This is a genomic window from Prochlorococcus marinus str. MIT 9401, from assembly GCF_000760095.1.
GTDB lineage: Bacteria > Cyanobacteriota > Cyanobacteriia > PCC-6307 > Cyanobiaceae > Prochlorococcus_A > Prochlorococcus_A marinus_I.
On the sequence record NZ_JNAR01000006.1, the window covers coordinates 15035 to 31240 of the forward strand.

Below are 16206 nucleotides of genomic sequence, written 5' to 3' on the forward strand. Positions count from 1 at the left end.
TTAATTGATTTGTTTTGAAGTTTTCACAAGGAGTAAATAGGATTGGTCACATTGCACTTAGAGTAGAGGATCTCGAAAGGGCGAGATCTTTTTATATTAAGCTGGGTATGAAATTGGTTTGGGATGATAAAGATTGGTCTTATTTAGAGGCAGGTAAAGGTAAAGATGGACTTGCCTTGTTAGGCCCTAGCTACAAAGCTGCGGGACCTCACTTTGCTTTTCATTTTGAAAATAAAAAAGAAGTAGAAAATATTCAAAATGATTTAAAAAATTCTGGTGTAAAAGTTGGTCCTTTACATGAGCATAGAGATGGAACAGCATCTTTTTATATGAAGGATACTGAAGGAAACTGGCTTGAGATGCTTTATGTTCCTCCTGAGGGTATTCAATCGAATACTTGATTCTTTTTTTGTATGCAAGAGAAAAGTTATTCTAAAAAATCATATTCAGATAACACCTTAGAAGAAGAATCTATAAACCTTTTAGAGTGGGATTCATTAAAAACCCATTTATCTTCCTTCGCCTCAACGGAAATGGGTAAACGATCAATTTTAAGTTTTGTTATACCCTCAGAATACGAAGCATCTAAAAGACTCTTGAATGAAACTGTTGAAATTAATGAGTTAGAAAAAAATTTAGATAAATCAATCAGTTTTTCTGGTGTTTTTGATATTAGTAGAAATATTGAAATTTGTTCGAAGGGAGGTGTAATTTCATCTTCTGAATTGTTAGAGATAGCGAAAACAATTGCTGCAGCAAGAAATTTAAAAAAAATCTTATTAGATTTTGAACAAAGGCCTTATATTTCATCATTCACAAAAAATTTAATTGACCATCAGAATATCGAAACGATTTTTAAAAAAGGCATTGAATCCAATGGAAGGATTTCAGACAATGCTAGTAATGCACTATCTATTCTTAGAAAAGAATTTTTATCTAAGAAACTTGAAAGAAAAATATTAGTTGAAAAATTTATTCAAAAGAATTTAGCTTATTTGCAAGATACTACTATTGGAGATCGATATGGAAGGCCTGTTTTAGCAGTAAAAGTTAATTATGTAGATAAATTTAAAGGAATAATTCATGACTCTTCATCTTCAGGAAATACAGTATATTTTGAGCCTGAAAGTGTAGTAACTAAAGGTAATAAGATTGCTTCTTTAGAGGCTAGGATCACAGCAGAAGAATTTAAATTACTTAAGAAATGGTCCCAGGTTGTTAGTGATAATTCAGAAAATCTTATTGAAATGGCATCCATTTTATTGAGATTAGAAAATGCCCTAACTCGTTCAAGATATTCGAAATGGATTGGAGGCAAAACTCCTACTTTTGAGAAAAGTCCTATTATTTCTTTAATTGGTTTTTCTCATCCGTTATTGATTTGGGAACATAAGAAAAAAGGAGCCCCTTCACCAGTAGCTGTCGATTTTTATATAAATAGGAATATTAAAGTTGTAGCTATTACAGGTCCAAATACTGGAGGTAAAACAGCAGCTTTAAAAGGTTTGGGCTTGTCTTTACTTATGGCTAGAGCAGGATTATTGATACCTTCAACTAATAATCCTATTATCCCTTTTTGTCCAAATATATATGTGGATATAGGAGATAATCAATCATTAGAAGAAAATTTATCTACCTTCAGTGGGCACATATCCCGCATAAAAGAAATATTAGATTCACTTGATTATAAGAAAGGATTGTCGGTCGTTTTGCTAGATGAGATTGGATCTGGCACAGATCCTCTTGAAGGAAGTGCTCTTGCGATGGCTTTATTAAAAGAATTTGCAAATAAATCTGATATCACTTTTGCAACTACACATTATGGAGATATTAAGGCTTTAAAATATAACGACTCAAGATTTGAAAACGTATCAGTTGCCTTTGATGAGGATTCTTTGAAGCCAAAATATATACTCAACTGGGGTATTCCTGGGAGAAGTAATGCTTTGTCAATTTCAAAGAGAATTGGTCTCGATGAAAGCATACTCAATGAAGCTGCAAATTATCTAAAGCCAAAAGAAGTTGACAATATTAACAGTATTATCAAAGGACTTGAGGAAGAGAAGATTAAACAACAAAATTCTGCAGAAGCTGCTGCAGAATTGATTGCAAGGACTGAAATATTACATGATGAACTGAAGAGAAATTATGAATATCAAAAAATAAATGCTGAAAAAATCCAGGAAATTGAAAGGTCTAAATTATCAAAACATATTGTATCCGCTAAAAAAGAGGTGATAGATTTGATTAAAAAATTAAGAGATAAAAATGTAAATGGAGAGGATACGAGAATTATTGGAAAAAGATTAAAGGAAATTGAAAAGGAACATTTAACCCAAAAAAAACCTGAAAAGTCAATATCGTGGAACCCTCAGGTAGGTGATTTTGTAAAAATTAAAAGTCTAAATAGTACGGGACAAATTATAGATTTAGATAAAAAAGATGGTTTTTATGAAATTAAATGTGGTTCATTTAGAAGTACATTATCTGTAAATGACTTTGAAGGTATTAATGGAGAAAAGCCTAATTTTAAGATGTCAAAAATTGAGGTCAATTCTACTAGAGAAGATTTTTCTTTTTCTAAAGTTAGAACGAGTAAAAATACAATTGACGTAAGAGGACTAAGAGTTCATGAAGCCGAAATAATTATTGAGGAGAAAATTAGAAAATTTCATGGACCGCTATGGATTGTTCATGGAATTGGCACAGGGAAATTAAAAAAAGGAATAAGAAATTGGTTATCAGGTATAAATTATGTTGATAAGATTGAAGATGCAGCCAACAACGAAGGTGGACCTGGTTGCAGTATTGCGTGGATAAAATAAAATTAAAAATACTTAGAAAAAAATTTAATAAGCTTAATTAAGTGCAATTTATTGATCAAGCAAACATTATTCTTAAAGCTGGAAAAGGTGGAAATGGAATAGTTTCATTTAGAAGAGAAAAATTCGTTCCTGCTGGAGGACCTTCCGGGGGAAATGGTGGCAGAGGGGGTTCAGTTATTTTGATGGCTGATAATAATCTTCAAACATTATTAGATTTCAAATTCAAACGTGAAATAATTGCTCAAGATGGATTCAAAGGAGGTCCTAACAAGAGATCAGGTGCTTCAGGTGAGGATACAATCCTTAAAGTTCCATGTGGGACAGAAATTAGGGATATTAAAACCGGCATTATTTTAGGAGACTTAACTAAAGATAAACAAAGTTTAATTATTGCCATTGGAGGAAAAGGTGGACATGGTAATGCTTACTATTTAAGTAACCAAAATAGAGCCCCAGAATCATTCACTGAAGGTAAAGATGGTGAGATATGGGAGGTTCAATTAGAACTAAAACTTCTTGCAGAGGTTGGGATTATAGGACTTCCAAATGCTGGGAAAAGTACTTTGATTTCCGTTGTATCATCTGCTCGTCCAAAAATTGCAAATTATCCTTTCACAACTCTAATACCTAACTTAGGTGTAGTAAGAAAAATTGATGGGAACGGTTGCCTTTTTGCGGACATTCCTGGATTAATATCAGGGGCAGCTGATGGAGTGGGTTTAGGGCATGATTTTTTAAGGCACATCCAAAGAACGAAGATACTTGTTCACTTAATTGATGCTATTGCAGATAATCCTTTAAATGATTTTGAGATAATTGAGCAGGAATTAAAAAAATATGGGAAAGGTCTTTTAGATAAAGAGAGGATAATAGTTTTGAATAAAATGGAACTGGTAGATGATGATTATTTGAAAATAATTTCAAAAAAGTTAGAAGATTTATCTAAAAAGAAAGTTTTAGTTATTTCTTCATCTTTAAAAAAAGGTTTATCTTCATTGCTTTCTGAAGTATGGAAAAGGATCTAACTTAAATTAAAAATTGTTTTGTAAAAAAAAACACTTGATTTAATTTTGAAAATTAGTCATAAATAAGATACTCCTCTAAACACAATATGAATTTCTATACTTGCTTTGATCAACAAGGAAAAATAATAGCTAGATGTCAAACCATTCAAGATATTGAGGTTTTGAAGAAAATGGGAAGACCAATTGTAGAAGTTAAGGAAATGAAAAATGAGGAGTCGGTTGTATGTTCCCTTACAGGAAGTCCATCCGACTTTAATAGAGATTACTAATAGAATTTAACAAATAAAAAAAGGGCTACTAGAGCCCTTTTTTTATTATGCATTATCTATCAAAAGAAAACTTAATCATCATAAACTAGACATTCTGGTTCATCCGGATTGGCGTCGCAGAATAGTTCCAAAGCATTAGGGTCATGTTTATCCTCTGGATGATGATCCTTATATTCTTCGAGTTCTTTAAGCTCATCAGTTAAATGTCTGACCTTTGGAAGATTGCCCTCTGCTTTTGCAGATTCGATTTCCGATTGATCTTTTTGGATGTGTTCGTCAATGGATTTCATTTTAAGCTTTTCGTACTTTAGTAGACATACATAACATAGTTAATTTCTAATGAAATTGCATTATCTATGAATTAAATAAGTGTTCATTACAACATCATTTTTTTTTCGAAATTGATTTATGTATTTTTAAGACTCTAATCTCATTATTTCCTCTAAAGATGATAAAACGGGGATTAATTGATTTGGGTTTAAAGGGAATAAAGCTTTGTAGTAATCTTTTTTCCATTCATTGTCGAAGCATGTCCTTTTTACGTTAGATAAGTTAAAGAATTTTAATCTCCATTCAATAATCTTTTTGAAACTTGATAGTTCTTGTTCAGTACATTTGAAAAGTTTGCTATATATCAATTCCCATCTTATAAGCGTTGGAAAAAGGTAAATATCTGCGTAGGTTAACTCTTTTCCAAAGATCCAGTCCCCTTTGTTTTTCTGTAGTAAGTTTTCAACTTCATTTATAGCTGCGAAAAGATTTTCACTAGCTTTTTCATATGCTAACTGGTTTCTGGCAAAACCACATTTATATACGCCATCATTAATGCTGTTATTAATTAAATCTAAAAATTTTTGATTACAGTCTTTAATATTTATTACCTGATACTTTGGTTGAATTTTTATTGAATTGAGTAGTTTGATTATCTGGGAACTTTCATTAGACAAAATATTTACTTTATCTTTTGCAAAACTAACTAAGAGAGGTAATGTCGCTCTAAAAATTATCTTTTTATTAGCTTTTTTGTAGAGGTCAGAAAGTCTCATACATCCCTTAATCTTGGCATTGAAAATCCATTCTCCATGCTCAACGTCTGCTTTTAAAAAAATAACTTTAACTTTTTTAGATAAATGTTTTATTTCGTGTACGAGCAAAGTTCTTTGACACCATGGACAAGAATGACCTACTAATAAATAAATTTGTCCATTCTCATTATTAATGTCGTATTCACTATTAATAGTTATACCTTTAGGCCTTTTATAATTACCATGTAAATCTGATGGCGCGAAGCCATTCATTAATTGGGTCCAAAACCAAAACCAGAATTTTCTAGAGGCATTTATGAGGTATTTATTTTGCATAAAATTTTATTTTTAAAGAAAAAATGACCGTTCAAAGAATACTTATCGTTTCAGGCACTCATGGAAATGAAATTAATCCTGTTTGGGCTGTTAAGCAATTTATTAATAGCAAGGAAAATAGTTTAAATAATGATATTGAGTATGAGTACATCATAGGTAATCCTGCTGCCTATGAAAAAGGTTGCAGATATATAGATGTAGATTTAAATAGATCTTTTAAAGAAAGTGAGAATTTTGATCAATACAAGAACAGCTTTTATGAAACTAATAGAGCCAATTTTTTAGTAGATGAATTTGGAATTGACGGATCTAAACCCTGTCAAATTGCAATTGATTTGCACACTACTACTGCAAATATGGGAACAAGCATTGTTATGTATGGGAGGAGATCCAAAGATTTTTGTTTAGCTGCATTACTGCAGAACAAATTTGGATTGCCTATTTATTTACACGAAAAAGATAAATCCCAAACAGGTTTTCTTGTAGAAGCTTGGCCATGTGGTTTAGTTATTGAAATAGGAGCTGTCGCACAAAATTTTTATGATCAAAACATTATAAATAGATTCTCCCTAATAATTAGCTCCCTAAGGGAAGAGATAGATAAATTAAAAAATAAACTTATAGAACTTCCAAAGGAATTAGTGGTTCACGTTCATCAAGGGAGTATAGATTATCCAAGAGATGAAAAGGGAGATATTGATGGCATAATTCATCCTGAGAGAATAAACCAAGATTGGAAAATGATTAAAAAAGGAGATCCATTATTTCTTGATAGCCAAGGAATAATCCACAAATATGAACGGGACCAATTGATTTGGCCTGTTTTTATTGGAGAAGTTGCTTATAAAGAAAAAAAAATTGCCATGAGCTACACAAAAAAAGAAGTGGTTTGTTCCAACAAACAATGGGTTCAAGAGTTTGAAAGTTTTTAAATCAAGAAAACGGAACAATAAATCGTTGAAAACTAATAAGGATTTTTTATTTTATAGATAAGTTTATTTAATATTTAACAATTTTAATTTTTTTTCTAATTTTTAAATCTTAAAAACCTAAATTCTTTCACTCCAATAAATAACAGCTCCAAAAGCCTCTAATTGCAGTCTTCTATGCTTAGCCTCTCTTAAGGAAACTACCTCTCTAGATCTTTTTCCGTTAAGGAGCCATTCGATTATTACCAAGTTGAATCCTCAATAACAAAGAAAATCTTAAGACATGGAAGTTCTTTTCTCCTGTTTTCCAAAAAATAAGTTTACTTAAAGAAAAAATATTTACACATTTTTAGCGATTTTGGTCTAAAATCTTCGAAGCGGAATTTATTTTCCGTTTTTATTTACACGTCTCACTTTAGAGACATACTTTACGAACTCATGACAACTATTCAGCAGCAGCGTTCTTCGCTGTTAAAAGGTTGGCCACAGTTTTGTGAGTGGGTAACATCAACTAACAACAGAATTTATGTTGGTTGGTTCGGCGTCTTAATGATTCCATGCCTTCTTACAGCAGCGGCTTGCTTCATCGTTGCATTCATCGCAGCACCACCAGTAGACATCGACGGAATTAGAGAGCCAGTTGCTGGTTCATTCCTATATGGTAACAACATCATCTCAGGTGCAGTTGTTCCTTCATCTAACGCTATTGGTCTACACTTCTACCCAATTTGGGAAGCAGCAACTGTAGATGAGTGGTTATACAACGGTGGTCCTTACCAGCTTGTAATTTTCCACTTCCTAATTGGTATCTCAGCATACATGGGAAGACAGTGGGAGCTTTCATACCGTCTAGGTATGCGTCCTTGGATCTGTGTTGCATACTCTGCACCAGTTTCAGCAGCTTTCGCAGTATTCCTTGTATATCCATTCGGTCAAGGTTCATTCTCTGACGGAATGCCTTTAGGTATCTCTGGAACATTCAACTTCATGTTTGTTTTCCAGGCAGAGCACAACATTCTTATGCACCCATTCCATATGGCTGGTGTTGCTGGTATGTTCGGAGGATCTTTATTCTCAGCTATGCACGGTTCACTTGTTACTTCATCTCTAATCAGAGAAACAACTGAGACAGAATCTCAGAACTATGGTTACAAGTTCGGACAAGAAGAAGAAACATACAACATCGTTGCAGCACATGGCTACTTCGGTCGTTTGATCTTCCAATATGCAAGTTTCAACAACAGCAGAAGTCTTCACTTCTTCCTAGCTGTATTCCCAGTTGTTTGTGTATGGTTAACTTCAATGGGTATCTGCACAATGGCATTCAACCTTAACGGTTTCAACTTCAACCAGTCAGTTGTTGATGCAAACGGTAAGATTGTTCCTACATGGGGTGACGTTCTTAACAGAGCAAACCTAGGTATGGAAGTAATGCACGAGCGTAACGCTCACAACTTCCCACTTGATCTAGCAGCAGCTGAGTCTACAACAGTAGCTCTTTCAGCTCCAGCTATCGGTTAAGCTTAAAGTTCTTAAATTTACAAGCCCCCCTTTAGGGGGCTTTTTTTTGTTTAATTTTCAATTGGCTTCATATAATGTTTATATATAGATAAAACATTTGATATTTCTATGAGTAGTAGTTTTGGAAAAATTTTTCGTGTTAGTACTTTTGGAGAATCACATGGTGGTGCAGTAGGAGTTATCCTTGATGGATGTCCACCTAAGTTAAAAATAGATATACATCTGATACAAAATGAATTAGATAGGCGCAGACCTGGCCAAAGTGACATTACAACCCCTAGAAATGAAGAAGATAAAATTGAAATATTAAGTGGGATAAAGGAAGGGTTAACACTTGGAACTCCAATAGCAATGTTGGTAAGAAATAAGGATCAAAGACCAGGAGATTATAATAATTTGGAGCAGGTATTTAGACCTTCTCATGCAGATGGTACATATCATCTGAAATATGGTATTCAGGCAAGTTCTGGCGGTGGAAGAGCCTCTGCTAGAGAAACAATTGGGAGAGTAGCTGCTGGTGCTGTAGCAAAACAATTATTAAAAACCTTCTGTAATACTGAAATACTATCTTGGGTAAAGCGTATACATGATATTGATTCTGATATAAATAAAGAGAAGATTTCTCTCCAAAAAATAGATTCTAATATTGTTAGATGTCCAGATGAAAAGGTATCAAAAGAAATGATCGAGAGAATTAAGGAATTAAAGCGTCATGGAGACTCTTGCGGCGGTGTTATTGAATGTCTAGTAAGAAATGTTCCTTCTGGTCTTGGAATGCCTGTTTTTGATAAATTAGAAGCTGATTTAGCAAAGGCTTTGATGTCTTTGCCTGCCACGAAGGGCTTTGAAATAGGTTCAGGTTTCTCTGGAACTTATTTAAAAGGAAGCGAACATAATGATGCCTTCATCAAGTCTGATGATATTCGTAAGTTAAAAACAACATCAAACAATTCAGGAGGTATACAGGGCGGAATAAGTAATGGTGAAAATATCGAGATGAAGATAGCTTTTAAACCTACAGCAACCATCGGGAAAGAACAGAAAACAGTAAATGCTGAAGGTAAAGAAGTACTTATGAAAGCAAAAGGGAGACACGATCCATGCGTTCTCCCAAGAGCAGTTCCCATGGTTGATGCTATGGTAGCTTTAGTACTTGCTGATCATTTGCTTCTAAATCATGCCCAATGTGACTTAATAAATAAGTAGTAGTTTTGTTGAATAAATTATATTTATCTTTGATTTAATTATTTCGGAGCCATTCATATATTTTCGGATCAAATTTTTGTTTAATAATACCTTTATCTCCAATCACGATTGCTTTATATCCTAAAGATTTATAAGTATTTACATCATTGATTGATAGGCCTCCAGCAGCAATGAAATTAATATTTTCAAAGTTGAGTATATCTATGGAACTAGCTTTACTTCTTATAGGATAAATTTTGATAATGTTGCAATTATAATTTATCGCTTCCTCAAGATCATTTAAATTTTTTATCCCAGGAATTAATAAATAATTTTTTGACTGCGCATAACTGAAAAGATCTTTATCCCAGAATTTCATCATCGAAAAATTTAATCCAATTTTAAAAGAATCCTCTAATGATTGCTTATTAACTATGGAGGCAGAGCCTAGATTAATTCTTGGAAAATTGAGTTTGATTTCGGATACAAAATCAAACCATTTTTCGTTGTTGGACCAACTTATTTCAATATTTTTTAATCCTAGTTTTACTAAGCTTCTTAATTCTTCAAAAAGTGAATTTCTTATAGAAGTATTTGAGTAAATATTATCTTCCGGTTTTATGAGTAAAAAAAAAGATTCTTCCAGCAGTAAATCAGAAAAAGAATCTTTTTTAATATTCATTAATTAAATTTGAAACTAGATATAATTCGCTACTACAACTTCTGATCGGTTGAGCAAATCTTGGATATCTTCAGTGTCTATAGTTTCTCTCTCAATTAGCATTTGAGCCATTTCGTCGAGAACAGATCTATTATCTGATAAAACTTTTGTGGCTCTCTTGTAGGCAACATCAACGAGTTCTGAAACCTCTACATCAATTGTTGCGGCAGTGTCTTCAGAGAAGTCTCTTGTAGAACTCATATCTCTTCCAAGAAACATTCCACCTTGAGATTGACCTAGAGCGACTGGACCTATTTTGTCACTCATACCAAATTTCGTGATCATTTGTCTTGCTACATTGGCAACTTGTTGTAAATCATTTGAAGCTCCGGTTGTTACCTCTTCTTCGCCATAAACTATTTCTTCAGCGACTCTTCCACCAAGAGCTACAGCCATTTGATTCTGAAGGTAAGAACGAGAGTAGAGACCAGACTCCATTCTTTCTTCACTTGGGGTAAAGAAGGTTAAACCTCCAGCTTGACCTCTAGGAATTATTGAAACTTTTGCTACGGGATCATAATCAGGCATTAATGCTCCAACAAGTGCATGACCAGCTTCATGATAAGCAACTAATTCTTTTTTCTTATCACTGATAACTCTATCTTTCTTTTCTGGACCTGCCATAACTCTTTCAATGGCATCACCGACTTCATCGTTACTTACTTTATCTAGATCTTTTCTAGCTGCTAATATTGCTGCTTCATTTAAAAGATTAGCTAAATCTGCACCAGTAAATCCTGGAGTCCTTCTTGCAACTTTATCTAAATCAACATCTTTTGAGAGAGTTTTATCTTTCGCATGAACATTTAATATTTGTAATCTTCCAGCGTAATCTGGTCTATCTACTGTTACTTGTCTATCAAATCTACCAGGGCGCATTAAAGCTGAATCTAAAACGTCTGGTCTGTTGGTGGCAGCAACTATTATTATTCCTGAATTACCTTCGAAACCATCCATTTCGGTCAAGAGTTGATTTAATGTTTGTTCTCTTTCATCATTTCCTCCGCCCATACCAGCACCTCTTTGTCTTCCAACTGCATCTATTTCGTCAATGAAAACAATACAAGGAGCATTCTTTTTAGCTTGTTCAAAAAGATCTCTAACTCTGCTAGCTCCAACTCCTACAAACATTTCTACAAATTCTGAACCAGATATTGAGAAAAAAGGTACCCCCGCTTCTCCAGCCACTGCTTTTGCAAGTAATGTTTTTCCTGTACCAGGAGGTCCAACAAGAAGTACTCCCTTTGGAATTTTTGCACCGACTGCAGTAAATCTATCTGGACTTTTAAGAAAGTCTACAACTTCAGTTAATTCTAATTTAGCACCTTCAACACCAGCAACATCTGAAAAAGTTACTTGTGTAGATGGTTCCATTTGCAGTCTAGCTTTGCTCTTGCCAAAACTCATGGCAGGGTTGCCACCTCCAGCATTTCCATTTTGGGATCTTCTGAAAAGAAAAAATAGGCCTCCAATCAAAAGTACCGGAAAAATCAAGCTACTTACAGCCTGTTGCCATGGATTGGCTAGTTTTGTGGGTGTTACAGCTATATCTACATTATTCTCAGTCAGTATTTTTAATAAATCTTTGTCAGGGGCTAAGTTGACCTCAGACCTACTCCCATCATTTTCAATAACTTGAGCTGTGGCATTATCTGGAGATATTAGAACTCTACTGATTTCTTTATCTTGGACTGCCTCTATAAAATCACTATATCTCAAGATCTTTGTAGAACTTTCAGTACTAGGTTTATCAAAAACTGAAGTACCAATGAAAATCACAGTAATCACAGCTAGTACGTAGAGTCCTACGTTTCTCCAACGTTTGTTCACGATAAAAAATCTATAGTAAATCTATAATACTAATAATAAAACAATATTAAGAGCGTCTTAGAACATCTACTACACTTTTGAACGCAAACCATTCAGGAATTGGCTCACCATTCCTCAATTTCTTTCTAAATTCAGTACCACTAAGTTTCATAATTTCATAATTAAATTCTTTAGCTTCTTCAGCTGTTATGTATCCTTTTTCCTTCGTATAAACTAAATTTTTTGAAGGAACAGTTTGCATCATCAATTCATCTGCACACTTATTCGCAAAATTCTGGGCATCATATGGGCCATAAAAATCTTCACCAGTTGATGATGACTTACAACCAGCCATATCTCTACCAATTATAAAATGGGTGCAGCCATAATTTCTTCTTATTATCATGTGTTGAAGAGCTTCTCTTGGCCCTGCCATATGCATTGAATAAGGTAAAAAAGCCCATTTAATTCTTTCATCAGATATTTCCTCTTCTAATTCTTTATAGGTCAAATATCTAACTTTCCCAGGGATATCATCTTGTTGAGTTGGCCCACAAGTTGGATGAACTAAAACAACTGAATTAGAGGAGACATTATCTGAAAGTAAGGCATTAGTAAATAATTCATAATGTGCTCTATGAATTGGATTTCTGCATTGAAATGCAACTACATCATGATTTGATGGCAGTGTAGATCTAACTTCTTCTGGGGTTTTGCAGGGGAATTCTCTAATTGGCAGTTCGAAACCAAAAACTCTTCCTCCTATATAAAATCTCCCTCTCTCGTTAAAAATCATCTTGACAGCAGGATGATCTAAAGAATTAGTACCATAACAAAGTTCAGCTTCTAAGGATTTATCAGGCTCCCATTTAGAGCTAACTTCTAAAACTGCTATTTTTTGTTTTTTATAGGTAAGCAATATTGTCTCTCCATCTTTTACTTTTTCATTATTTGAATCAAACACGATAGGCAAACCAAAAAGCAACCCGTTTGTATCTCTATTATTTTTAATTACGGAATTGTAGTTATTTTCATCCATAAAACCTTCCAATGGGGAAAAAGCTCCTACCATCAAAAGTTCTACATCGCATGCATTTCTCTCGCTACACTCAAACTCATAAGTAGCTTGGGAGATAAGCTTATTTCTAAGGTTTTTATCTTTAATAATTAAATTTTTTAGTTCCCCCCCATAAGGCGGTATTAGTCCATTATTATCTGTTTTAGTTTTTTGTTGTAATTCCATTTTTTAAATTGATAAAGAAAAATTTTGAAAAAAAAAGAGGGGGTCAACCCCCTTTTTCTCTTGAGTAGGATTTATGCCTTTCTTCCGTAAAGCTCCCCAATTATTTTTACATCAAGTGGATCTTTTGAACCCATATCTGTATCTGAAGGTTGGATAGCTTCAAAAGTACCTGCAAATTCGTCTGTATCAGAATCTACATTGTTGATTGAAAGAGTAATAACGCCAGTACCGTTTACATCAACTTTAATATTCTCTTTTGCAAGTTCTTCATCATCTCCTCCTAATGCAACTAAACCTTGAGCATATTCAACACCAGTATTTTTAGCTCTTGCCTTAGGATCTAGAAAATCACCAGTTCTGTAGTTAGGTGTAAATGTTGAACCACTAACCTCAGTGCCTGGCTCAATAGATGAAGGTAAATCAGCTGTCAGGTCTTTTGCTGAGAATGCAAATGGCACTTCTAAACCACCAGGAGTTAATACAGTAATAAGTTGAAAATCAATACCACCTTTTTCGGTGAAAGTTCCTGAATCTATATCTCCATAAACTTCTGTCACTGTAGTGTTATTTCTTGGACTAATAATTTTTGTAGAAACAAATTCTGCAGCTTTTCGTTTTGTCCCTGGCACTTTTACATAAACTTCTGTTGGATGCATGCATATTCCTTTAAGGCTATCTCCATTCCCTAGAGATATTGATCCGACAAGAGATGAATCTAATGTAGGGCAATCATTAGCTTTTCCTGTGTTAACAACATCAGTGAATTGTGCATTTCCTCTTTCAGAAAAAGCAAATGTTTTAACAGGTACGAAAGCAAATGTTATACAAATTGAGATAACAAAAGCTAAGAAAGAACGAATTCTCATAATTAAAGTTGCAGTAAAGTTCTGTGACGATAGATTAAAGGTCATCTAATAAGTTCAGTACGGATATTACAAGGGAAAGGACCATAAAAGATAGCACTTTTAAATCCTCGAAACAACCCGTAGCTTTTTAGATTTTAAAAAACTTGAATTATTGTAAGCTATCACATTATTTTTAATGATTAAGATTACAAAAAAAATACAAATAGAAATTTGTTTTATTGTTTTTCTGCAATAATTTGAGTTATTAATTTATTCGCTAAATCAATTTTTGATGTTTTTTTAATGTAGTGTTCCATATTTTTTGTATCGAATAGCCAACCTTCATTTTGTGCCAAAAAGCCAAATCCTTGGTCTTTAAGATCAATTGGATTTGCGAAAAGATAATCACAACCTTTCTGGATAATCTTTTCTCTAATTGTTATTCTTGCCTCTTTAATAGATCCTGTAAAAGCGCAAAAGCCTACAAAAATTTGGTTATCTTTTTTTGATTCACTAATTGTTTGTAAAATATCAGGTACTAGCTCAAAGTTTTTATTCAAATAAGCATTAATTTTATTTTTAGGAATTTTAGCTGATGTATCACAAGCTAACTTAAAATCAGATACTGCAGCATTCATGAAAAAATAATCACAATTTGTTATCTCATTATTAAGTACTTTAATTAAATCAATACTTGTTTCAATTTCATATCTTTTTATTCCATCAGTAAGATTTTTATTGATTTTCAAAGGACCATGGATATATTTTACTTGTGCTCCCCGGAACCTTGCTACTTGAGAGAGAAGTAAGCCCATAGCTCCGGAACTTTTATTAGTAATGTGTCTTGCCGCGTCAATTTTTTCTGTGGTGCACCCTCCAGTTATTAAAATTTCTTTATTAAGTAAATCTTTGCGAAAAGGATTTTTATTGTGTGAGATTATAAATTCGAGAGCTAATTGAATAAGATCGTTTGGAGGTATCTTACCGATGCCAACGGCATCACATGCTAGAAGGCCTTCACTAGGTTGCAAAGATAAAACATTTTCATAATTCTGTAAATTCTCATAATTTTTTTGAACTGCTTTATTTAGCCACATTTGTGTATTCATTGCTGGTGCAACAATAATTGGCTTTATATTTGCTATTAAAATGCTTGGGATCAATCCCTCTGCATTTCCAGTTACCCATTTTGCTAATGTTGTTGCTGTTAAAGGTGCAATGATTAAAATATCAGCCCAATCGCTTAGTTCTATGTGTAGAGGTTTTGATTGACTATTTGACCATTGATCACTTTCTATAACGCAAGGGTTTCTACTCAAGATAGAAAGAGAAAGAGGTTTTATTAATTTTTCGGCATTTTCAGATAAAACGCACTTTATTTCATAATTTTCTTTTGCTAATTGACTAACCAATAATGGAATTCTTACAGCTGCGATACTACCAGTAATTAGTATAAGAACCTTTATTTTAGAGTCTTTACTTTTAGTTTTCATCGAAAGGTTCCTGATCAAGGAGATGGATATAATTAGTTGTTAATTCAGGTCTATTGATTGCAAGAGCTCTAAGTAAGTGCCAGTCTTTTAAACCATCAAATGGACTATTATAATTATCTTCCTCTAACCTTTTAGCTAGCTCAAAGGTCATTTCTTCATCAAAAGAATTTACTAATTCCTCACTTATTTTATTTTCAGAAACAAATTTCATATTGAGTAAAGCCAATATATTTTTATAATAAAGCCTTGGGTTATTATTATAAAAATTAAAGTGTTATGTATATATCTTTAAGAATAAAAATTTGTTTAATTACATTATGTTATGAAATTTTTATTTAGTAATTTATCTTCATTTTCACTCATAAATATCTAAACTCTCTCTATCAAAATATTCTTTCTTAAGATATTAAAGTGCAAATTTAAATCATGTCGCAAACCAAAAGAGAGCAAGTCACAAGTCACATCCGCTATTTAAGGCAAGAACTAAGAGAACTGCATATAAGCATAAAAGAAGATGGACTGTTCCCTGAACCAGGAGAATTAAGAGGAATAATGGCTCAGCTTGAGGCGTTACTTGAATTAGTGGAAGGAAATACTAAAATTCAATCAAATTCTGAAGCTGCTTAGTTGTAGGCAAAATGGTTTTAAGACCTCAAAAGACAAAATTTCAACTAAAGATTGTAGAAAATATTCAAACATTGAGTATTTGGGCTAGTAATCCATGGAGAAGATACTCAACATCCTTAATTACACTTTTAATTGGTTATTTTGTTGGAAGTTCTCTTGGCATGGTAAGTGCCGTTGTAGAACTCATGGATCCTGTTGCTGCTTTCTTATCAGTAGTTTTTATTGAGTTTTTAATAGTATTGAGAAGAAATTTTAGATTTGAAAGGAAAAAGAAATTTTTAGTACTTTTATTAGATTCTTTAAGATTAGGATTATTTTATGGTTTCTTTACAGAAAGTCTTAAGTTGCTATAA

General features: G+C 33.1%; 18 protein-coding genes. 9 read left to right on the plus strand and 9 right to left on the minus strand.

Features of this window, described 5'->3' with window-relative positions; translation table 11 throughout:
• The first annotated feature begins 14 nt into the window (after window positions 1-14).
• The 4 genes from EV01_RS0108805 (at window position 15) to EV01_RS06660 (ending at window position 4119) form a co-directional block, all read left to right on the plus strand.
• The gene (locus tag EV01_RS0108805; RefSeq protein WP_032517336.1) at window positions 15-401 is read left to right on the plus strand and encodes a VOC family protein; all 387 of its coding nucleotides are present in this window, start codon (window positions 15-17) and stop codon (window positions 399-401) included.
• Between the two features lie 12 nt (window positions 402-413).
• Window positions 414-2825, plus strand: coding sequence for an endonuclease MutS2 (locus tag EV01_RS06670; protein ID WP_032517337.1), 2412 nt, complete (start codon window positions 414-416; stop codon window positions 2823-2825).
• 41 nt (window positions 2826-2866) lie between these two features.
• Entirely contained in the window at window positions 2867-3850 is a 984-nt protein-coding gene (gene obgE, locus EV01_RS06665) for a GTPase ObgE (protein WP_032517339.1), read from the plus strand.
• 86 nt (window positions 3851-3936) lie between these two features.
• A complete protein-coding gene (locus tag EV01_RS06660; RefSeq protein WP_011817712.1) occupies window positions 3937-4119 on the plus strand; it encodes a hypothetical protein in 183 nt (60 codons plus the stop codon).
• A 71-nt stretch (window positions 4120-4190) separates the two neighbouring features.
• Here the strand turns inward: EV01_RS06660 and EV01_RS06655 are convergent, their stop codons facing one another.
• Both EV01_RS06655 and EV01_RS06650 read right to left on the minus strand, forming a co-directional pair.
• A complete protein-coding gene (locus EV01_RS06655; RefSeq protein WP_032517340.1) occupies window positions 4191-4409 on the minus strand; it encodes a Calvin cycle protein CP12 in 219 nt (72 codons plus the stop codon).
• A gap of 126 nt (window positions 4410-4535) precedes the next feature.
• A complete protein-coding gene (locus EV01_RS06650) occupies window positions 4536-5480 on the minus strand; it encodes a glutathione S-transferase family protein (protein ID WP_032517341.1) in 945 nt (314 codons plus the stop codon).
• Between the two features lie 23 nt (window positions 5481-5503).
• Here EV01_RS06650 and EV01_RS06645 point away from each other — a divergent pair, with 23 nt between their 5' ends.
• A complete protein-coding gene (locus tag EV01_RS06645; protein ID WP_032517342.1) occupies window positions 5504-6412 on the plus strand; it encodes an aspartoacylase in 909 nt (302 codons plus the stop codon).
• Between the two features lie 117 nt (window positions 6413-6529).
• Here EV01_RS06645 and EV01_RS10010 read toward each other — a convergent pair whose 3' ends face one another.
• Window positions 6530-6658: a hypothetical protein gene (locus EV01_RS10010; RefSeq protein WP_257008958.1), complete on the minus strand. Its 129-nt coding sequence runs from the start codon at window positions 6656-6658 to the stop codon at window positions 6530-6532.
• 189 nt (window positions 6659-6847) lie between these two features.
• On the opposite strand from EV01_RS10010, the gene psbA reads away from it, so the two are divergent.
• Window positions 6848-7930 (plus strand): photosystem II q(b) protein, encoded by a 1083-nt coding sequence (gene psbA / locus EV01_RS06640; RefSeq protein ID WP_002805533.1) that lies wholly within the window; start codon window positions 6848-6850, stop codon window positions 7928-7930.
• Window positions 7931-8038: 108 nt separating this feature from the next.
• Window positions 8039-9136: a chorismate synthase gene (gene aroC / locus EV01_RS06635; protein ID WP_032517343.1), complete on the plus strand. Its 1098-nt coding sequence runs from the start codon at window positions 8039-8041 to the stop codon at window positions 9134-9136.
• A gap of 34 nt (window positions 9137-9170) precedes the next feature.
• Here aroC and EV01_RS06630 read toward each other — a convergent pair whose 3' ends face one another.
• The 6 genes from EV01_RS06630 to isiD all read right to left on the minus strand — a co-directional run bounded on the left by EV01_RS06630 (window position 9171) and on the right by isiD (window position 15437).
• A complete protein-coding gene (locus EV01_RS06630) occupies window positions 9171-9797 on the minus strand; it encodes a bifunctional 4-hydroxy-2-oxoglutarate aldolase/2-dehydro-3-deoxy-phosphogluconate aldolase (RefSeq protein ID WP_032517344.1) in 627 nt (208 codons plus the stop codon).
• A 15-nt stretch (window positions 9798-9812) separates the two neighbouring features.
• Window positions 9813-11666, minus strand: coding sequence for an ATP-dependent zinc metalloprotease FtsH (ftsH, locus tag EV01_RS06625; protein WP_032517345.1), 1854 nt, complete (start codon window positions 11664-11666; stop codon window positions 9813-9815).
• 46 nt (window positions 11667-11712) lie between these two features.
• Window positions 11713-12888, minus strand: coding sequence for a sulfate adenylyltransferase (gene sat, locus EV01_RS06620; RefSeq protein WP_032517346.1), 1176 nt, complete (start codon window positions 12886-12888; stop codon window positions 11713-11715).
• A gap of 71 nt (window positions 12889-12959) precedes the next feature.
• Window positions 12960-13754, minus strand: a complete 795-nt coding sequence (locus tag EV01_RS06615; protein WP_025890347.1) for a photosystem II manganese-stabilizing polypeptide — start codon at window positions 13752-13754, stop codon at window positions 12960-12962.
• Window positions 13755-13969: 215 nt separating this feature from the next.
• Entirely contained in the window at window positions 13970-15226 is a 1257-nt protein-coding gene (gene coaBC / locus EV01_RS06610; RefSeq protein ID WP_032517347.1) for a bifunctional phosphopantothenoylcysteine decarboxylase/phosphopantothenate--cysteine ligase CoaBC, read from the minus strand.
• Entirely contained in the window at window positions 15216-15437 is a 222-nt protein-coding gene (gene isiD / locus EV01_RS06605) for a protein IsiD (protein WP_032517348.1), read from the minus strand. Before isiD ends, coaBC begins: the two co-directional genes overlap by 11 nt.
• Before the next feature lie 215 nt (window positions 15438-15652).
• On the opposite strand from isiD, the gene EV01_RS06600 reads away from it, so the two are divergent.
• Both EV01_RS06600 and EV01_RS06595 read left to right on the plus strand, forming a co-directional pair.
• Window positions 15653-15853, plus strand: coding sequence for a hypothetical protein (locus tag EV01_RS06600; RefSeq protein WP_032517349.1), 201 nt, complete (start codon window positions 15653-15655; stop codon window positions 15851-15853).
• 11 nt (window positions 15854-15864) lie between these two features.
• A complete protein-coding gene (locus tag EV01_RS06595; protein WP_032517350.1) occupies window positions 15865-16206 on the plus strand; it encodes a DUF565 domain-containing protein in 342 nt (113 codons plus the stop codon).

Excerpts from the sequence above, each read along its gene's own strand:
- aroC (WP_032517343.1), top strand. The coding sequence starts at position 8,039 with ATGAGTAGTAGTTTTGGAAAAATTTTTCGTGTTAGTACTTTTGGAGAA.
- EV01_RS06655 (WP_032517340.1), bottom strand. The coding sequence starts at position 4,409 with ATGAAATCCATTGACGAACACATCCAAAAAGATCAATCGGAAATCGAA.
- EV01_RS06660 (WP_011817712.1), top strand. The coding sequence starts at position 3,937 with ATGAATTTCTATACTTGCTTTGATCAACAAGGAAAAATAATAGCTAGA.
- EV01_RS06615 (WP_025890347.1), bottom strand. The coding sequence starts at position 13,754 with ATGAGAATTCGTTCTTTCTTAGCTTTTGTTATCTCAATTTGTATAACA.
- psbA (WP_002805533.1), top strand. The coding sequence starts at position 6,848 with ATGACAACTATTCAGCAGCAGCGTTCTTCGCTGTTAAAAGGTTGGCCA.
- isiD (WP_032517348.1), bottom strand. The coding sequence starts at position 15,437 with ATGAAATTTGTTTCTGAAAATAAAATAAGTGAGGAATTAGTAAATTCT.
- EV01_RS06650 (WP_032517341.1), bottom strand. The coding sequence starts at position 5,480 with ATGCAAAATAAATACCTCATAAATGCCTCTAGAAAATTCTGGTTTTGG.
- EV01_RS06595 (WP_032517350.1), top strand. The coding sequence starts at position 15,865 with ATGGTTTTAAGACCTCAAAAGACAAAATTTCAACTAAAGATTGTAGAA.
- EV01_RS06600 (WP_032517349.1), top strand. The coding sequence starts at position 15,653 with ATGTCGCAAACCAAAAGAGAGCAAGTCACAAGTCACATCCGCTATTTA.
- EV01_RS06670 (WP_032517337.1), top strand. The coding sequence starts at position 414 with ATGCAAGAGAAAAGTTATTCTAAAAAATCATATTCAGATAACACCTTA.
- EV01_RS06630 (WP_032517344.1), bottom strand. The coding sequence starts at position 9,797 with ATGAATATTAAAAAAGATTCTTTTTCTGATTTACTGCTGGAAGAATCT.
- sat (WP_032517346.1), bottom strand. The coding sequence starts at position 12,888 with ATGGAATTACAACAAAAAACTAAAACAGATAATAATGGACTAATACCG.
- EV01_RS06645 (WP_032517342.1), top strand. The coding sequence starts at position 5,504 with ATGACCGTTCAAAGAATACTTATCGTTTCAGGCACTCATGGAAATGAA.
- coaBC (WP_032517347.1), bottom strand. The coding sequence starts at position 15,226 with ATGAAAACTAAAAGTAAAGACTCTAAAATAAAGGTTCTTATACTAATT.